The 17,428-nt window shown below is 71.3% G+C and carries 15 protein-coding genes; 10 read left to right on the top strand and 5 right to left on the bottom strand.

Annotated features, from left to right (window positions below):
• Positions 1–27: 27 nt before the first annotated feature.
• Both AB0K52_RS03320 and AB0K52_RS03315 read right to left on the bottom strand, forming a co-directional pair.
• Positions 28–1,305 (bottom strand): hemolysin family protein, encoded by a 1,278-nt coding sequence (locus AB0K52_RS03320; RefSeq protein ID WP_363525510.1) that lies wholly within the window; start codon positions 1,303–1,305, stop codon positions 28–30.
• Positions 1,306–1,402: 97 nt separating this feature from the next.
• Positions 1,403–4,222 (bottom strand): hypothetical protein, encoded by a 2,820-nt coding sequence (locus tag AB0K52_RS03315; protein WP_363525507.1) that lies wholly within the window; start codon positions 4,220–4,222, stop codon positions 1,403–1,405.
• Positions 4,223–4,532: 310 nt separating this feature from the next.
• On the opposite strand from AB0K52_RS03315, the gene dnaG reads away from it, so the two are divergent.
• Positions 4,533–6,395, top strand: a complete 1,863-nt coding sequence (dnaG, locus tag AB0K52_RS03310; protein ID WP_363525504.1) for a DNA primase — start codon at positions 4,533–4,535, stop codon at positions 6,393–6,395.
• A gap of 105 nt (positions 6,396–6,500) precedes the next feature.
• Positions 6,501–7,370, top strand: a complete 870-nt coding sequence (locus AB0K52_RS03305; protein WP_363525501.1) for a DUF4190 domain-containing protein — start codon at positions 6,501–6,503, stop codon at positions 7,368–7,370.
• A gap of 50 nt (positions 7,371–7,420) precedes the next feature.
• Here AB0K52_RS03305 and AB0K52_RS03300 read toward each other — a convergent pair whose 3' ends face one another.
• Entirely contained in the window at positions 7,421–8,488 is a 1,068-nt protein-coding gene (locus AB0K52_RS03300; RefSeq protein WP_363525499.1) for an acyl-CoA desaturase, read from the bottom strand.
• 183 nt (positions 8,489–8,671) lie between these two features.
• Here AB0K52_RS03300 and AB0K52_RS03295 point away from each other — a divergent pair, with 183 nt between their 5' ends.
• The 4 genes from AB0K52_RS03295 (at position 8,672) to AB0K52_RS03280 (ending at position 12,226) form a co-directional block, all read left to right on the top strand.
• Positions 8,672–9,625 (top strand): ABC transporter ATP-binding protein, encoded by a 954-nt coding sequence (locus AB0K52_RS03295; RefSeq protein ID WP_363525496.1) that lies wholly within the window; start codon positions 8,672–8,674, stop codon positions 9,623–9,625.
• Positions 9,622–10,431, top strand: coding sequence for an ABC transporter permease (locus AB0K52_RS03290; RefSeq protein WP_363525493.1), 810 nt, complete (start codon positions 9,622–9,624; stop codon positions 10,429–10,431). The genes AB0K52_RS03295 and AB0K52_RS03290 overlap by 4 nt, the downstream gene beginning before the upstream one ends.
• 11 nt (positions 10,432–10,442) lie before the next feature.
• Positions 10,443–11,240 carry an ABC transporter permease gene (locus AB0K52_RS03285; protein ID WP_363525490.1) on the top strand — a complete coding sequence of 266 codons (798 nt, stop codon included), beginning with the start codon at positions 10,443–10,445 and terminating at the stop codon, positions 11,238–11,240.
• Positions 11,241–11,380: 140 nt separating this feature from the next.
• Positions 11,381–12,226: a ThuA domain-containing protein gene (locus tag AB0K52_RS03280; protein WP_363525488.1), complete on the top strand. Its 846-nt coding sequence runs from the start codon at positions 11,381–11,383 to the stop codon at positions 12,224–12,226.
• A gap of 204 nt (positions 12,227–12,430) precedes the next feature.
• Here AB0K52_RS03280 and AB0K52_RS03275 read toward each other — a convergent pair whose 3' ends face one another.
• Positions 12,431–13,048 (bottom strand): pyridoxamine 5'-phosphate oxidase family protein, encoded by a 618-nt coding sequence (locus AB0K52_RS03275; protein ID WP_363525485.1) that lies wholly within the window; start codon positions 13,046–13,048, stop codon positions 12,431–12,433.
• Between the two features lie 49 nt (positions 13,049–13,097).
• Here AB0K52_RS03275 and AB0K52_RS03270 point away from each other — a divergent pair, with 49 nt between their 5' ends.
• Positions 13,098–14,408: an aminotransferase class I/II-fold pyridoxal phosphate-dependent enzyme gene (locus tag AB0K52_RS03270; RefSeq protein ID WP_363525483.1), complete on the top strand. Its 1,311-nt coding sequence runs from the start codon at positions 13,098–13,100 to the stop codon at positions 14,406–14,408.
• 66 nt (positions 14,409–14,474) lie between these two features.
• Positions 14,475–15,740, top strand: coding sequence for an MFS transporter (locus AB0K52_RS03265; RefSeq protein WP_363525480.1), 1,266 nt, complete (start codon positions 14,475–14,477; stop codon positions 15,738–15,740).
• 81 nt (positions 15,741–15,821) lie between these two features.
• On the opposite strand, the gene AB0K52_RS03260 is transcribed toward AB0K52_RS03265, so the two are convergent.
• Positions 15,822–16,589: an SDR family oxidoreductase gene (locus tag AB0K52_RS03260; RefSeq protein ID WP_363525477.1), complete on the bottom strand. Its 768-nt coding sequence runs from the start codon at positions 16,587–16,589 to the stop codon at positions 15,822–15,824.
• A 125-nt stretch (positions 16,590–16,714) separates the two neighbouring features.
• Between AB0K52_RS03260 and AB0K52_RS03255 the strand changes: the two genes are divergently transcribed.
• Positions 16,715–16,990, top strand: coding sequence for a hypothetical protein (locus AB0K52_RS03255; protein WP_363525474.1), 276 nt, complete (start codon positions 16,715–16,717; stop codon positions 16,988–16,990).
• A complete protein-coding gene (locus AB0K52_RS03250) occupies positions 16,987–17,400 on the top strand; it encodes a type II toxin-antitoxin system VapC family toxin (protein ID WP_363525471.1) in 414 nt (137 codons plus the stop codon). Before AB0K52_RS03255 ends, AB0K52_RS03250 begins: the two co-directional genes overlap by 4 nt.
• Positions 17,401–17,428: the final 28 nt, after the last annotated feature.

Genomic DNA, 17,428 nt, shown 5'->3' with positions numbered 1-17,428 from the left:
CCGGCCCGGCCGCCCCGCCCGGTGACGTCAGTCTCCGACCGCGAGGCGGCGGACCCGCACGGTGGTGATCGCGTGCTGCTCGACGTCCGCGACCTCGAACTCCCAGCCCGAGAGGCGCACCCTGTCGCCCGGGGCCTCCGGGAGCCGCCCGAGGCGCGCCAGCAGCAGGCCCGCGACCGTGGTGAAGCTCCCTTCGGGCTGGTCGACCAGCTCGATGTCGAGGTCTTCGAGGTCGTGGATCGGGAAGGTGCCGGGCACGGTCATCACGCCGTCGGCGCGGCGCTGCACGGCCATCACGTCGCGGTCGGTCTCGTCGTAGATCTCGCCCACGAACTCCTCGAGGAGGTCTTCGAGGGTCACGATGCCGTCGATGCCGCCGTGCTCGTCGACGACCACCGCGAACTGCTCGTGGTCGGCCTTGAAGCGCCGCAGGGCGTCCGAGACCCGCAGCGACTCGGGGAACACCACGGGCGGGCGCATCGCCTCGGTGAGCGCCCGCGAGTCGTCGAGGAGGTCGCGCAGGTGCACGACGCCGAGCACGTCGTCGAGGCCCGTCTCGCCCGTCACCGGCGCCCGCGAGTGGCCCGAGGCCGCGAGCAGCGCCCGCGCCTGGGCGATCGCGGTGTCGGCGGGCAGCACGAAGACCGCGCGGCGCGGCACCAGGACTTCGCGCAGCCGCCTCGCGTGGATCTCGAGGGCGCCGACGATGATCTCGCGCTGCTCGGGGTTGAGCGCCCGCTGCCCCGAGACGAGTTCGCGCAGTTCGGAGGCGCTCATCTGCTCGCCGTCGGACTCGTTGCCGCCGCCGAAGACCCGCACGACCAGGTTCGTGGACTTGCTCAGCGCCCACACCGCCGGCCGCGCGGCCGTGGACAGGAAGTCGAGCGGCTTGGCCGCCAGCAGTGCCCACCGCAGCGAGTACTGCATCGCCAGGCGCTTGGGCGCGAGCTCGCCGAACACGAGCGTGAAGAAGGTGAGCACGACGGTGACCAGGCCGACCGCCACCGCGTCGGCCGCGCCGCCGAGGAAGCTCAGCGCCGGGACGATCGGTTCGGCGAGCGAGACGGCCGCGGTGGCCGAGGCCAGGAAGCCGGCCAAGGTGATGCCGATCTGGATCGTGGCGAGGAACCGGTTCGGGTCGCGTGCGAGCCGCACGAGGGTGCGCCCGCCCTTGCCCGGCTCGCGCTCCAGCGTCCGCAGCTGGCCTTCCCGCAGCGACACCAGCGCCATCTCACTGCCCGCGAAGAGGGCGTTCAACAGCACCAGCACGCCGACGAGCGCGAGGTTCCAACCGTAGCCGTCCATTCCTGCCTTCCATCGAGTTTCGGTTTGCCGCTCAAGGTACCCGATATGACGAGGGCCGCCCGGCGGTGCGCCGGGCGGCCCTCGAACGGGTCTGCGTCTATTCGAGGTCCACGGTCACCGATGCGCCCCACGGGTTGCCCGCGACCTCGTAGGCCCCGGCGTAGGAGAACCCGTCGCCGCCGACGGCGGCGCCGCCAGGAATCGTGGCCTGGCCGTCGAGGTACGAGTGGAGCCGCTGCCCGGTGTAGTCCGCGACCAGGACCACCGCGGCGGTGCCGTCGTATCCCTGCGCGTTCAAGGCGGGCGTCTCGGAGGCGCACAGCGGGTCGGCCATGCGCGAGTCCGCGAGCTCTTGCTGCACTTCGCCGCCGGAGACCCAGCTGACCTTGGCGTCGCCGCGGCTGGTCGCGATGAACGCGCCGCTCTGGCTGCCGACGACCAGGCAGGTCGGGTTCGCGCCGACGTCGGTCGCGGCCGTCTCCTTGAGGGAGCCGTCGAGTTCGCGGACCTTGCCGTCGGCGGTCGCGACGGCCGAGGCGCCCTCGGTCGCGGCGACGTCGGCCACGCCGCCGTCGAAGCCGACCGCGTCGCCCGCGGCGGCGTCGAACTTGAACTCGGCGCCGTCGTAGTGCCGGGCCGCGAGGCCCTCGAGCGTGGAGGCGAGGTCGACGACCGCGACCTGGCTGGTGCTCAGGTCGCCCACGATCGCGTATCCCGCGGTCGCGACCTGGTCGCGGCCCGCGCCGCCGGCGACGTCGCTGCGCTCGGTCGAGAGCGAGCCGCTGGAGTTCGACCAGGCGTCGACCGAGGTCGGCGCGGTGAACGGCAGCTCGACGGTGCCCGCGATCTCGGCGGCGCCGAAGTGACCCGGGTTCGGCAGGCCGGGGTAGGACTCGGACCAGCTGGACTGGTACGACTCCGCCTTGTCGCCCAAGGCGATCACGACGAGCGAGCCGGTCTGCGTCTCGGGCGTCCACGTGGTGACGAGCGCGAGCTCGTTGCCGTCGGTGAGCGCCACGTCGGTCGGGACCTGCCCGTCCGGCAGCTGGAGGCAGGTGCCGCCCTGCGCGCCGCTGATGCCCGCGGTGGCGATGATCCCCGAGGAGAACGCGATCACGGCGTGGGCGTTGACCTCGGCGCTCTGCTCGGGCCGCGCGAGCGCGACCGGCCTGCCGAGCTCCCCGCCGAGTCCGGCGACGCAGTCGGCGGTCGTGCCCTCCTGCAGTTCGAGTTCGGGTCGGCCCTCGTCGGTGAACCTGCCGCCCGCGCGGGGCGTGAGGCCGAGCGAGGCGTCGGTGGACTCGACGACGGTGACGTGGTCGATGCCGCTGAGGCCGGATTCGTCGGTGACGTATCCGAGCTGGCCCTGGATGCTGCGGTCGGCGTCGCCGAACAGCGGCTCGGTGGCGAGCGCGTCGCCCGAGGCGGCCGCGAGCTCTTCGGCGCCGTTCTCGCCGGCGTCGCCGTAGCGCCAGGAGAACCATTCGGCGGTGCCCGCGGCGGCGGCGAGCTCGGTGTAGCGCTCGGGGGTGAGGGCGTCGTCGGCGCCGCCGGTCTCGCTGGCGTCGCCGGCGCCTTCGTTGCCCGGCTGGGTCGGCTCCCGCGGCGGTTCGGCGCCGAGCATGAGCACGATGCCGATGATGAGGCCGAGGGTGATGAGGCCGCCGATACCGTAGATGGCGTAGCGGACGCCGCGGTGCGTCGGCGGGGCGACGCGGGTGTTGCCCGGCGCGGGCTCGGCCGGGACCTCGGGCGCTTCGGCCGGCTCGCTGCGCTGCGCGGGCACGGCTTCAGGGGCCGGCGCGGCCTGGTCGGCGTAGGCCGGGTCCTCGAACGGCTGGTCGTACCCGCTCGGGGCGTACGCGGACTGGGGCGCGGCGGGGGCGTCCTGCTGCGCGTACGGGTCGGGCGCGCCGAAGTACGGGTCCTGTTGCTGCTGCTGGGGTTCGCCGCCGGCGGGGCCGAACGCGTCCGAGCCCGAGCCGAAGGCCGCGCCGGTGCGCTGGTCCCCATAGGAGCCCTGCTGCTGGGGCACGGGCGGGAACGGCGGCGCGGCCTGCTGCTGGGCCTGGTACTCCTCGCGGGCCTGCTGCGCCTCGGCTTGGATCCGCTCGGCCTGGTACGGGTCGGAGCGGTACAGGTCCTGGCCCCCGGCTTCGCCGCGGTACTGGTTGTGGCCGTAGACGTCCGCCTCGTACGGGTCGGAGCGCAGCTCGGGGAATTCGAGGCCGCCGCCCTGCTCGGGGGCGGGCTGCGGTTGGTTGAAGCCCTGCGGCGCGGACCCGAAGCCCTGCTCGGGCGCCTCGGGCGCGGGTGCGGCCGCGGGCGGCGGGGCTTCGCCCGCGCCGGTCCAGGAGGCGCCGCCGCTGGTCAGGCCCCAGCCGGTCTGGGACTGCTGGTGCATCCAGTCCTGGCTCGATTTCGGCGGCCAGTCGGGAGCCTCGCCCCATTCGCCTTGCGGCGCAGGCTCTTGGCGGCCCGGCTCGGGCGCGCTCGGCTGACTCTGGCGCGGCGCGCCGCCGTAGGAGGCGTCGCCTTGCAGCGCGTCGCCGTACGCGGCCTCGCTCTGCTGCCCGTACGGCGGTTCGGAGTGCCGCGCCTGCTGGGGGCCCGGCTGCTGCGGCACCGACGGGGTCGCGTCGTCGAACGCGCCCCATTCGCCGCGGCGCGCCTCGGGGTCGAGCTCGTCGAAGGCCCCGGGCTGCTGCGGCTGCGCCGCTTCGAAGAGGCCGCCGCTCTCCTGGGGGCGCGGCGGGGGTCGCATGAACCGGTCGGCCGCCGACGGTTCGTCGTCCGGCGCTGCGGAAGGCAGGTGGCCCACTCCGCGCGCGGTGATGCGGGGCGGATTGGTGGGTGTGGCCGCCGGTTCACTGGTGGGAGGCCAGGAGGGCGGCTGCTCGGGCGATGGGTCCGGCATGATAGGCGACTCTAGCGGATCGGACCGCGCTCGCGTGAGGCGTGGTCGGGAACGAGGCGTGCGAGAACCATGGTACAGCGGCGTGTCGCACCGGTTCTGATCTGCGCCAACGGTTTCCGCGCGGCCGCTGGGCGACGTGACCTCCGCGACCCGTCCATGGTGGCCGAACACTCACTGCGGCTGCGCACCGGGGTCGGGGCGCTACCGAGCGTCCGCCCGCGGCGGGTCCGGGGCTCACACCGGGCGGCGTCTGCGAGCGGGTCGTCGGTGGGACCGGGCAGAATGGGAAGGCAGCGAAAAGAGGTGAACAGTGGCAGGGCGGATCCGGGACGCCGATATCCAGCTGGTGCGCGAGCGCGTGGACATCGCCGATGTGATCGGCGAGCGCGTCACCCTGCGCAACGCCGGCGGCGGCAACCTCAAGGGCCTGTGCCCGTTCCACGACGAGCGCTCGCCGAGCTTCAACGTCACGCCCGCGCGCGGCGTCTACCACTGCTTCGGCTGCGGTGTCGGCGGCGACGCGATCACCTTCCTCACCGAGCTCGACGGCCTCACCTTCGTGGAGGCGGTCGAGCGGCTGGCGGCCCGCGCGGGCCTCAAGCTCACGTACGAGGACGTCGACGGCCGCGTGCAGCGCGGCCCTTCCGGCGCGCCGGGCCTCAAGCAGCGCCTCCTCGACGCGCACGCCGCGGCGGCGGCGTTCTACACCGCCAAGCTCCTGTCGCCCGAGGCCCTGACCGCCCGGCAGTTCCTGACCTCGCGCGGCTTCGACCGGGACGCGGCGGCCACGTTCGGCTGCGGCTACGCCCCCGACTCGTGGGACGCGCTCGCGAAGCACTTGCGCTCCAAGGGGTTCACGGCCGAGGAGCTGAACACGGCCGGGCTCGCGAAGCCCTCGCGCACCGGCAACCTCATCGACCGGTTCCGCCGCCGCCTCGTCTGGCCGATCCGGGACTCCTCGGGCTCGGTGATCGGCTTCGGCGCGCGCAAGCTCTTCGACGACGACCAGGGCCCCAAGTACCTCAACACGCCCGAGACGCCGCTGTACAAGAAGTCCCAGGTGCTCTACGGGATCGATCTGGCGCGCAAGGAGATCGCCCGCACCGGCCGGGTCGTGATCGTCGAGGGGTACACGGACGTCATGGCCTGCCACCTCGCGGGCGTCCCGATGGCGGTGGCGACCTGCGGCACCGCGTTCGGGCCCGAGCACATCCGCATCCTGCGGCGGTTCCTGTTCGACTCGGAGTCGGCGGACGGGCGCATCATCTTCACGTTCGACGGCGACGAGGCGGGGCAGCGCGCCGCCCTCAAGGCCTTCGACGAGGAGCAGCGGTTCGTCTCGCAGACGTACATCGCGGTCACGCCGGGCGGGCAGGACCCGTGCGAGCTGCGCCAGAGCGCGGGCGACGCGGCGGTGCGCGAGCTGATCGAGCGGCACACGCCGCTGGTGCAGTTCGCGCTGGAACGCGCGATCGCCAAGCACGACTTGGACACCGCCGAGGGCCGCCTGCACGCCACGCGCGCCATCGCGCCGCTGCTGGCCCGCGTCAAGGACCGCGGCTTGGTGGAGGAGTACATCGGCGTCTACGCCGGGCGGCTCGGCAAGGAGAAGGCCGAGTTGCGGCGCGCGGTGCAGGGCGCGGCCACCGGCCAGGCGCCGGAGGCACCGGCCGGGCCGAAGCGCGAGCCGCGCGCGGACTCGACCCAGCTGCGCGCCCAGCGCGAGGTCCTCAAGGTCGCGCTGCAGCAGCCGCAGGTCGCCGGGCCGTACTTCGACGCCGTGGACGCCACGCCGTACACCGACCCGAACTACCGGGCGGTCCGCGAGGCGATCGCGGCCGCCGGGGGAGCGGCGCATGCCGCGGCCGGTCCGAACTGGATCGCCGCCGTGCAGAACGCCTGCACTGAGATCGCCGCGGGCGCCCTGGTGAGCGAGCTGGCGGTCGAGGAGCTGCGCCTCGCGGGCGAGCCCGACGGCCTCTACGTGCGCACGATCCTCGCGCGCATCCAGCGGCCCGTGGTCGAAGCCGAGGTCGCGGATTTGAAGCGCCGCCTCCAGCGCATCAACCCGAGCACGGACAAGGACGAGTACATGAGGCTGTTCGGCCAGCTCATGGGCCTGGAGCAGCACGTGCGCTCGCTGCGGGACCAGGCCGCGAACGCCTTCGAGTGATCGCGGGCGCCCGACCCCGGGCCGGGAACGGGCGGTATCCGAGACAATCTCGATTTCGCATGCTGTGATGCAGGTAACAGACTTACTCACCGTTTGGGAGGAGTCATGTCCCAGCCACCGGCTTCACCGCAGCCGCCGCCGTTCCCGCAGGAGCCTCCCGGGCCGCCGCCCTACTATCCGCCGCCGCCCGGCCCGCCGGCGGAGCAGTGGGGCGAGCGGCCGAAGACCCTCGCCATCCTGGCGCTCGTCTTCGGCGGTGCGGCCCTGCTGTTCGGCCTCATCCCGGTCGCCGGCGTCTTCATCGGCGGGCCCTTCGGCGTCGCCGCGATCGTGCTCGGCATCCTCGGGATCTTCAAGTCCCACAAGCTGATGTCGATCATCGGCATCGGGCTCGCGGTGGTCGGGCTCATCGTCACCGTGATCGTCACGATCGCCGTGGGCAAGACCGCCGAGGACATCATCGAGGACTGGCCGACGGACTACGAGACCAGCGACGACGGCGAGGACTCGGACGAAGGGCACGGCGACGCGCCGCAGGACCAGGTCGTCGACGGCACCGACCCGACCGCGCCGCTCCCGGCGGGCAGCGAGGTCACCACCGGGAACTGGACGGTGGTCATCAGCGAGGTCGTGCCCGACGCGACCGACCAGGTCATGGAGGCGGACCCGTTCAACGCGGCCCCGCCCGAGGGGTACCAGTTCTTCATGTTCACGGTCGACGCGACCTACGACGGCGAGGCCTCCAGCACCGCCTGGGCCGACCTCCTGTTCGGCGTCTTCATCCAGGACAGCGTCTATACCGAGGCCTGCGGATTCATCCCCGACCACCTCTCGTACGCCCCCGAGGTGTTCGCGGGCGGCAACGCCACCGGCGACTACTGCATCACCGTGCCGAGCGCGGGCGCGGAGACCGCCGCGATCGGCATCGAGGACTACTGGTCCTCCGGCCAGCGCTTGTTCGTGGCCGCCGAATGAGCGCAGCGAGAAGCCGCCCGCGCATCGCGCGGGCGGCTCTCGCGTCGTGCTTACGCCTTGGCGGCCTTCGCCGCCCGGGCGGCGGCCCGGAGGGGCTCGCCGTGGGCGTGGAGTTCGCCGAGGGCTTCCTTCCAGGACTGGATGAGGCCGGTCGCGTGGTAGGGGATGTCCTTCTCCAGGCAGAACTCCTCGACGATCGGCTGCGCCTTGGCGAGGTTCACGGAGGGCATGGCCGGGAAGAGGTGGTGCTCGATCTGGTAGTTCAGGCCGCCGAGGGCGAAGTTGGTGAACCAGCCGCCCTTGACGTTGCGGGAGGTCAGCACCTGCTTGCGGAGGAAGTCCAGCTCGGTCTCGCCGACGAAGGTCGGCATGCCCTTGTGGTTCGGCGCGAAGACCGATCCCATGTACAGGCCCCACACGGCCTTGTGCACCAGGAGGAAGACGATCGCCTTGCCGGGGGAGAGGACGATGAACAGCGCGCTGAGGTAGGCGGCCCAGTGGATCGCGAGGAAGAGGGCCTCCATGCCGCGGTTCTTCAGGCCGGGCTTCATGACCGACTTGATGCCCGACCAGTTGAGGTTGAGGCCTTCGAGCGTGAGGATGGGGAAGAACAGCTGCGCCTGGTACTTGCCGAACCAGGTGGCGATGCCCTGCGCGAAGCCGGCCTGGCGCTTGGACCAGACGAACAGGCCCGGCGCGACGTCGGGGTCGAGTTCCTCGTGGTTGGGGTTGGCGTGGTGGCGGTTGTGCTTGTCGTTCCACCAGCCGTAGCCCATGCCGTTGGCGAGGTTGCCGGTGAACCAGCCCATGCGCTCGGAGGTGGCGCGGCTGCGGATGACCTGGCGGTGCGCGAGGTCGTGGCCGAGGAACGCGATCTGGGCGCTCACGAGGGCCATGAACGCGGCCGTGAACATCTGGAGCCAGGTGTCGCCGATCAGCGCGAACGCCGTCCAGCCGCCGATGAAGACCGCCGCCATGGCCGCGAAGCGGATCACGTAGTACGCGGGGCGGCGGTTCATCAGCCCCGCCGCGTTGATCCGGCGGCCGAGCTCGGCGAAGTCGCTGCCGGTCTTCGGTCGCGCGGCTGCGGGCGGTGCCTGGTCGGCGATGAGCGTCATGGAGAAGGTCCGATCTGTCGGGAACTGCGACTCTTTAGATCCTTCCCGTTTCACCGCGACTTGTAACTACCGCTGACCCGTCAATGGGGGTAGGGCAAGCACTACCCCTACCGGCGGGTATTTATGAAAGATTCGCTTCAAAAAGCGTTGGAGAATGTCGCCCCGGGGGCTTAGGGTGACCCCATGCCACATGACGAAGAGATCCTGGTGCGCGCCGCGGACCTGCGGAAAAGCTACGGCGAACACGAGGCCGTGCGCGGCGTCGACTTCGAGATCCGCCGCGGGGAGGCCTTCGGCTTCCTCGGCGCGAACGGGGCGGGTAAGTCCACCACGATGCGGATGATCGGGTGCGTCTCCCAGCCGACCGGCGGCGAGCTCGAGGTCTTCGGCCGCGACCCCCGCACCCAGGGCGCCGAGATCCGCGCCCGCCTCGGCGTGGTGCCCCAGGACAACACCCTCGACGGGATGCTCACGGTCTTCGAGAACCTGGTGGTCTACGCCGGCTACTTCGGGATCAAGAAGAAGGCCGCCAAAGCCAAGGCCGCCGAACTCCTCGACTTCGTGCAGCTCTCCTCCCGCGCCAAAGACCAGGTCAACGAACTCTCCGGCGGCATGCAGCGCCGCCTCGCCATCGCCCGCTCGCTCATCAACGAACCCGAGCTGGTGATCCTCGACGAGCCCACCACCGGCCTCGACCCGCAGGCCCGCCACCTGGTGTGGGAGCGGCTGTTCCAACTCAAGCACCGCGGCGTCTCGATCCTCCTCACCACCCACTACATGGACGAGGCCGAGCAGCTCTGCGACCGCCTCGTCGTCATGGACGAGGGCCGCATCATCGCCTCCGGCTCCCCGCGCGAGCTCATCGACACCCACGTCACCAAGGAGGTCGTCGAACTCCGCTTCGGCACCGCCCACACCACCGAGCTCGCCGAACTCGCCCTCACCCTGGGCGGCATCGGCGCCCAGATCGAGGCCCTGCCCGACAAGATCCTCGTCTACACCGACGACGCCGACGACACCGGCGCCGCACTCGAGGCCCGCGACATCAACCCCACCTCGGTCCTCGCCCGCCGCGCCACCCTCGAAGACGTCTTCCTGCGGCTCACCGGCCGCGCCCTCGTGGAGGACGAAGCGTGACCACCGCGATCGCCGACCGCTCCGCGCCGACCCCGGCCCAGGCCGCCTGGCGCGCCTTCAACCTCCAACTCGCCCTGTACAAGCACGTCTGGCACGGCACCGTCTTCACCTCGGGCCTCCTGCCGGTCCTCTACATGGTCTCCATCGGCATCGGCGTCGGCGCCTACATCGACTCGTCCGCCGTCGGCGGCCTCACCTACGCCGAGTTCATCGCCCCCGGCCTCGTCGCCTCCGTCGCGGTCATGATGCTCGGCAACGACATGGTCTTCCCCGTCCACGGCGGCTACGAGGACTGGGGCGGCCACTACCTCGCCCAGCGCGCCACCCCGCTCGGCCCGGTCGACATCCTCAACGGCCACCTCCTCTACGCGGTCGTCTTCCGCCCCTTCACCAACTGCACGGTCGTCGCGATCGTCCTGGCCTTCTTCGGGGTCTACACCAACGGCTGGTGGGCCGCGTTCGCCGTGATCGCCGCCGCGCTCGTCTCGGCCGCGCTCGCGCCCTGGCTCCACTTCTGGGCCTCGAGCATCAAGAACGACTCGAACCTCAACATGATCTTCCGGTTCGCCGTCGTCCCCATCTCGCTGTTCTCCGGGGTCTTCTTCCCCGCCGCCGAGATGCCCGGGTTCCTCCAGCCCCTCGTGTGGGCCTCGCCCCTGTGGCACGGCACGGAACTCGCGCGCGCCGCCACCGCCGACGTCGCGCCCGCGCTGCCGCCCCTCGCCCACATCGCCTACCTGGCCGCGCTGGCCGTCACCGGGTGGTACGCCGCCCGCTGGCGGATCCAGAAGCGCCTGAACTTCTAGGAGCCCCAGCCATGTCGGTCATCGCCTACGGCGCCGCCCGCGCCTCCCTGAAGGCCTCGGGCGCCCTGCTCAACCGCAACTGGGTCGCCATGCGGCGCGCCTGGATCCTCATCATCTCCGGCGCGGTCGAGTCCCTGCTCTTCCTGTTCGCCTTCGGGTTCGGCGTCGGCTCCCTCGTCGGGGACATCACCCTCCCCGACGGCACCACCGTCTCCTACACCGCCTACGTCGCCCCCGCGATCCTCGCGAACGCCGCCATGATGGGCGTCCTCGCCGAGACCTCCATCAACGTGTTCGCGAAGTTCAAGTGGATGAAGGTCTACGACGGCATCCTCGCGACCCCCTTGCGCCCCTGGGACGTCGCCCTCGGCGAGGTCTGGTGGGCGCTCATCCGCGGCGGCACCTACATCGGCGCGTTCGTGGTCGTCATGGGGCTCTTCGGCCTCCTCGACTCCTGGTGGGCCCTCCTGGCGGTGCCCGCGTGCGTGTTCATCGCGCTGGCCTTCGCCGGCATCGGCCTCACCCTCGCCACGATCTTCCGCGACTGGCCCGACTTCGACTGGATGAACGCGGTCGTGTTCGCCATGTTCCTGTTCGGCGGCACCTTCACGCCCGTCGAGGCCTACCCGGGCTTCGCGCAGCCGATCGTCTACATCATGCCGCTGTACCACGGCATCGAACTGGTCCGCGGCCTCAGCCTCGGCCAGCTCGGCCCCATGATGCTCGTCCACATCGCCTACCTCATGGCGCTGTGCGTGGCGGGCATGTGGATCGCGCAGCGGCGGCTGGCGAAGGCCTTGTACAAATAGAAGGCAGGTCAAGCAGCAGGCCGCGCTCCCCTGAGCTCATGCTCGCCGAAGGGGAGCGCGGCCGACCTCGTTCCGCCTCGGCTCCCGCTCCCGCCTGAGCGGCTTGGAGCACCGCGGACGAGAGCCGATAGGCTGGGCGCGTGAGAACCCTGCTGCGACTGTGCACCGTCGTCGCGCTGGCCTGCGCGCCCGTCTTCGCCCCTGCTCCGGCCCTCGCCGCCGGGGGGCCGCAGGTCCTGGTCGTCTCGACCGGGAACGAGGAGCAGGAAGTGGCCGACTACGCGGTCGAACGCCTGCACATGGAGGCGCGCCGCTGGAACTTCACGCTCATCGAGGGCACCCCCGAGGACCTCGAGCACTTGGGCGCCTACGACGTCGTCATGTTCCTCAACACCGGCGGCGACTTCCTCGACGAGGCGCAGCAGGAGTCGGTCGAGACGTTCGTGAAGCAGGGCGGCGGCCTCATCGCCACCAACACCGCGATCGAGAGCGAGCCGGACTGGACCTGGTTCCACGAGTCCCTCAGCGCGACCGCGCTCCCGCGCGCCGAGACGGCCACCGAGGAGGCCGTGAACTTCAACTCGGGCTCGCAGGTCACCGAGGGCCTCGACGAGGAACTGAAGCTCACCGAGCGCTGGTACTTCTTCGATCCCGAACCGGCGCAACCGGGTTCGACGCTCCTCGCGCAGCTCGGCTCGGGCGACGCGGTCGCCTGGGTGAACGAGGAGCTGCCGGTCTTCTACGCCTCGCCGGGCGGCGAGGGCAAGACCTGGGGCGACCGGGACTTCCTGCAGCTCATCCGCCAGGCGATCTGGTGGGGCGCGGGGGAGGACGCCGCGATGGTGCAGAACTCGGACGACGCCGCGCCGGCCTGGCCGTACACGCTGACCTTCGTCCTCTTCGTGGTCGCCGTCGCGGGCGGCGGCTCGATCGCCGTGTGGCGCTTGGACAAGGCCGAGAGCGAAAGGGAAGCCGCCGCGGCTTAGAACGGGATCGGGCGGGCCGTCTCGAACTTCGGCCCGCCCGATTGCGAAGCGATCCGCACGGTGCACCTCCTGCGCCTGAGACGGCGCCGGACCGGTCCCGAAGGGAAGTTCCCACGACCCACGCTCCGGACGGTCATGTCGTCTGGAGGCCGGGGCCGGTCCGGCACCGCGCGGATCGCAGTCTAGGGGATCCTCCGGCGCCCGCTAGAGCCGTCCCGCCACCACCGTCGAAACGGGGGCCACGCCGTTCACGAACGGCAGGTCCTCGTCCTCGGGCTCCTCGACGGGCGGACCCGACCGCTGCTTGATGGAGACCTCCTCGAGCGGGATCGCCAGGAGCGCCGACATCGCGTTCTCCTTGGGGTTCGCCTCCCGCGAGCGGTCCGCGCGGCCCTCGGCCATGCGGTTGATGAGGGCCTTGAAGACCTCCCAGCGCTCGTCCTCGTCGGTGACCAGCCGCGCGTTCGCGTGCACGACCACCGAGCGGTAGTTCATGGAGTGGTGGAACCAGCTCTTGGAGAAGACGAGCCCGTCGACGATCGTGGCGGTGGCGCTCACCGCGAACTCCTCGCGCCCGCCCAGGCCCATGCTCGATCCGGTGGAGCCGTGCACGAACAGCGTGTCCCCCACGCGCACATGGAACGTCGGCAGCACCCGCGGCGCCCCGTCCGGTCCGACGAACGCGAGGTCGACGAACAGCGCCTCGTCGAGCACCTGGTAGGCGGCCTCGCGCTCATAGGTGACCCGTTCGCGGGAGCGCTTGGGGGTGGTGCGCTCGGTCTGCGTGAACCGGCTGCTGCGGGGGCATTCGAGGGCGGACATCGGGGGTGGCTCCAATCGCCGATTTTTGTACTGATACAATCAGTTGGTTATGTCGGTACAGTATCAGATCACCGGGTCGGCGGCAACCGAGATCGCCGCCAGCATCGAGTCCGGCGTGCGCTCCGGCGACCTCGCGCCCGGCCGCACCCTGCCCCCCGTCCGCAAACTCGCCGCCGACCTGGGCGTCGCGCCCGGCACCGTCGCCTCCGCCTACCGGCGCCTGCGCGAACGCGGCGTCGTCGAGACCGGCGGCCGCGCGGGCACCTTCATCCGCCAGCGCTCCGCCTTCACCCCCACCGGCACGCTCAAGGTCCCCTCCGGCGTGCTCGACCTCGTCTCCGGCGAACCCGACCCCGATCTGCTGCCCGACCTCGCGTCGCTCATGCCGCGCGTCGAGGTCTCGCCCGGGAACTACCGCGACGGCGGGCCCTGCCCCGACCTGCTCGACCTCGCCCGCGACCGCTTCGCCGCCGACGGCGTGCACGGCGACCTCACCGTCACCTCCGGCGCGCTGGACGCCTTCGAGCGGGGCCTCGCCGCCCGGCTCGAACCCGGCGACACCGTCGCCGTCGAGGAGCCCACCTGGTCCAACGGGCGCGACCTGCTGCTCTCGGCCGGATACCAGGTCACCCCGGTCGCGATCGACGGCGACGGCCCGCTGCCCGACGAGCTCGACGCGGTCCTCGCGGCGGGCGCGAAGGCGTTCATCCTCACCTCGCGCGGACAGAACCCCACGGGGGCGGCGGTGTCCGCCGAGCGCGCCGCCGCGCTCCGCGAGGTCCTCGCCCGCCGCCCGGGCGTCTTCGTCATCGAGGACGACCACTGGGCCGAGCTCTCGCAGGTGCCGCTGCACTTCGTGGCCGACGCCGCCGAGCGCTGGATGTTCGTGCGCTCGGTGTCGAAGCCCTACGGCCCCAATCTGCGCTGCGCGCTCGTCGCCGCCGACCCCGAGACGAAGGCCCGCATCCAGGGGCGCATGCAGATGGGCCACGGCTGGGTCTCGCGCATCCTGCAGCACTTCGTGATCGCCGCCTGGACCGACGAGGCCGTCGAGGCGCAGGTCGCCCACGCGGGCCGCGTGTACGCCGAACGCCAAGGCGCCCTTCGCGAAGCGCTCGCCGCGCACGGCATCGACGTGTGGGGCCGCTCCGGGCTCAACGTGTGGGTCCCGGTCGCCGACGAGACCGCCGCCGTCGTGGCCCTGCGCGACGCCGGCTATGCCGTCGCCCCCGGCCGCGCGTACTCCTTCCACGGCCACCAGGGCATCCGCATCAGCACCTCGCGCCTGGACCCGGCACTCGCCGCGGCGGTGGCCGACGCCGTGGCCCAGGCCTCCGGACCGGCGGCGCCGCCGATCTGACCGGCCGCGCGCCCGGCCCCACCGGGCCGCTCCAGGCCGGACCCACCCGCAGAAAGGAAACCCCCCGTGACCGCCCGACCGCCCGTGACCCCCGCCGAGGCGCGCGACACCGCGCCGCTGCAACAGCGCGTCCTGCGCACGCTTTTCATGACCCAGATCCTCGGCGGCCTCGCCGTCGGCATCGGCATCGCCGTAGGCGCCCTCCTCGTGGAGGAGATGACCGGTTCCGCGACCTTCACCGGCCTCGCCCAGAGCCTCTTCGTGGGCGGGTCGGCGCTCGTCGTCGTCCCGGCCGTGCGCATCACCGAGCGGTTCGGCCGCCGCGGCGGGCTCGCCTTCGGCTACGGTTGCGCGGTCGTCGGCACCCTCATCGTCGCCACCGCGATCCACCTCGGGAACGCCGTGCTCGCGGTCGTCGGCTACTTCCTGCTCGGCTCGGCCTCCTTCGCCGGGCTCCAGTCCCGTTACGCCGCAGCGGACCTCGCGCCCGCGGCCCGCCGCGGCTCACATCTCGCGCTCATCGTGTGGGCCACCACGATCGGCTCGGTCGCCGGCCCGTCCCTCGCCGGGCTCGCCGAGCGGATCTGGACCGGCTGGTTCGGCGGCCCCGCCTATGTCGGCTCGATGGCCGCCATCGGCGTGCTCTGCCTCGTCACGGCCACGGTCATCCTCGTCTTCCTGCGCCCCGACCCGCTCCTGACCGCCCGCGAGATCAGCGGCGAGACCGACGCGCCCAAGCGCTCCATCGCGGACGGCTACCGCACCGCGAAGGCCAACCCGGCCGTGCGCACCGGCGTCATCGCCGCCGCCTTGGGCCACTTCGTGATGGTCGGCGTCATGGCCATGACCGCCGTCCACATCAAGCACGGCATGGCCGACCCCGCGGAGGCGCTCAGCGTCGTCGGCGTCATCCTCGGCCTGCACATCGGCGGCATGTACGCGCTCGCGCCGGTCATCGGGCGCCTCGTCGACAAGTACGGCGCGCGCCCGATCCTCATCGCGGGCACGGCGGTCCTCGTCGCCGCGTGCGCGGTCTCCGGCTCCTCGCCCGCGAGCGACCACGTGCGGCTCTCGGTCGGCCTGATCCTGCTCGGACTCGGCTGGTCGGCCATGACCGTCGGCTCGGCCGCGCTCGTCACGAGCGCGATCACCCCGGCCGAGCGCCCGTCCACACAGGGCTTCTCGGACCTCGTGATGGGCCTGGCCGCCATGGCCGCCGGGCTCGCCTCGGGCCCGATCGTCGAGTACGCCAGCTACGGCATGCTCTGCGTCTTCTGCGCCGTCGTCGCCCTGCTCGTGTTCCCGCACCTGCTTCGCAGGTCAATGAAGTAGAGCCTGATGGGCCGGCTCACCGGCCCGAAGCCGATCGAAGAAGCCGCACCCTCGGCGTAGCTTGCGGAGCCGTAAATTGGCTCAGTAGCCGTACGCGCTGGGCGCGTTCTGGCCGCCGTCGACCGGGATCACCGCGCCGTTGATCGCCTTCGCCTTGTCCGACAGGAGGAAGGCGATCACCTCGGCCACGTCGCGCGGGTCGAGGAGCTCCCGGTTCGGGAACTCCTCGAGGAACGCCTCGTAGCGGCCGGGGTCGGCCACGCGCAGGCGGTCCCAGTTGCGGTCGGGGATGAGCATCGAGCCGGGCGCGACGGCGTTCACGCGGACGCCGCTGGGGCCGAGCTCGCGGCCCAGCACGGTGGCGGCGTGGTTGAGCGCGGCCTTCGTCGAGCCGTACGCGAGCCCCGGCGAGGGCTTGGTGCCGGAGATCGAGGAGACCAGGACCGCCGCGCCGCCGGTGCGCCGCAGCTGCGACAGGGCGGCGCGGAGAGCGGTCATCGCGCTGGTCACGTTGACACTCAAGGAGTACGCCCAGTCGTCGGGCTCGGTGTCGACGATGCTGCGGCCGCGCGAGCCGCCGACATTGGCGACCAGGCCCTTGAGGTCGCCGAGGCGGCGCTGCGCCTCGTGCACGAACTCGACCATGAGCTCGGTGTCGTTGACGTCGAGCGCGCGCGTGGCGACCGGGATGTCGTAGTCGGCGCGGAGCTTCTCGGCGAACTCGTTCAAGGGGGCGGCGTTGCGCGCGCAGAGCGCCAGCGGGACGCCTTCGGAGGCGAGCACCGAGGCCGTGGCCATGCCGAGGCCGTGGCTGGCGCCGGTGATGAGAACAGGGCTGTTCAGTTGCATGCGTACATAATGGCTCGCCCTGTCTCGTCCTCGCACCCGCCGATCGGCGGGTTTCGTCCGAATCGAGACGAACGTTCGGCGTGTTCCAACCCGTGTCCCGCTGTTACCATCGATATCGTGAGGGGGTGACCACGATGACTGATGCAGCACCGGAAGGCCACGAGGTGTCTGTCCCCGGCATCTCCGACGAAACCTACGATCGACTCCGCAGGCAGGCTTCACTCCACCACCGATCCATCGAAGACGAGGCACGGAAACTCCTGGACGAGGCGACCGCTGCCGCCGAGGAAGTGAACTTCGCAGATGTGATCCGCGAACGCTTCGCCTCCGGCGGCGGACTCGCGGATCTTGAGTTCCCCACCCGGAACAACCCTGCGCGATGGGCGGAATTCGGGTCTTGATCATCCTCGACACGAATGTCGTCTCCGAGGTCAGCAAACTCAAGGGTGTCGACGAAAACGTCCAATTCTGGTTCGTTACCCAGCGAACGATCGGCATCACGTCGGTCACTCTCGGCGAGATCCGATACGGCATCGATCGGCTTCCAGACGGGCGGAGGAAGCGCGAACTGCTGCTTCAGCTCGAGCGATTCGTGCGCGACGACCTCAACGGCAATATCATTTCCTACGATGCAATCGCGGCGAACCACTTCGGGCTCATCGCGGCCAAACGCGAGAGCATGGGCAGGCCGATCGACATCGGGGACTGTCAGATCGCCTCGATCTGCTACGCCAACCAGCTGACCCTGGCGACGCGGAACATCAAGGATTTCGAGGGCATCGGGATCGACTTGATCAATCCTTGGCGCTGAATACCCTGTATTCAAACGAAGTGCGTGT

It is taken from the genome of Glycomyces sp. NPDC049804 (assembly GCF_040674615.1).
GTDB lineage: Bacteria > Actinomycetota > Actinomycetes > Mycobacteriales > Micromonosporaceae > Glycomyces > Glycomyces niveus.
The sequence above is the reverse complement of the archived record's forward strand: the minus strand, read 5'-3'. Positions and strand labels throughout refer to the sequence as shown.

Excerpts from the sequence above, each read along its gene's own strand:
- AB0K52_RS03305 (WP_363525501.1), top strand. The coding sequence starts at position 6,501 with ATGTCCCAGCCACCGGCTTCACCGCAGCCGCCGCCGTTCCCGCAGGAG.
- AB0K52_RS03260 (WP_363525477.1), bottom strand. The coding sequence starts at position 16,589 with ATGCAACTGAACAGCCCTGTTCTCATCACCGGCGCCAGCCACGGCCTC.
- AB0K52_RS03270 (WP_363525483.1), top strand. The coding sequence starts at position 13,098 with ATGTCGGTACAGTATCAGATCACCGGGTCGGCGGCAACCGAGATCGCC.
- AB0K52_RS03320 (WP_363525510.1), bottom strand. The coding sequence starts at position 1,305 with ATGGACGGCTACGGTTGGAACCTCGCGCTCGTCGGCGTGCTGGTGCTG.
- AB0K52_RS03275 (WP_363525485.1), bottom strand. The coding sequence starts at position 13,048 with ATGTCCGCCCTCGAATGCCCCCGCAGCAGCCGGTTCACGCAGACCGAG.
- AB0K52_RS03285 (WP_363525490.1), top strand. The coding sequence starts at position 10,443 with ATGTCGGTCATCGCCTACGGCGCCGCCCGCGCCTCCCTGAAGGCCTCG.
- AB0K52_RS03300 (WP_363525499.1), bottom strand. The coding sequence starts at position 8,488 with ATGACGCTCATCGCCGACCAGGCACCGCCCGCAGCCGCGCGACCGAAG.
- AB0K52_RS03295 (WP_363525496.1), top strand. The coding sequence starts at position 8,672 with ATGCCACATGACGAAGAGATCCTGGTGCGCGCCGCGGACCTGCGGAAA.
- AB0K52_RS03315 (WP_363525507.1), bottom strand. The coding sequence starts at position 4,222 with ATGCCGGACCCATCGCCCGAGCAGCCGCCCTCCTGGCCTCCCACCAGT.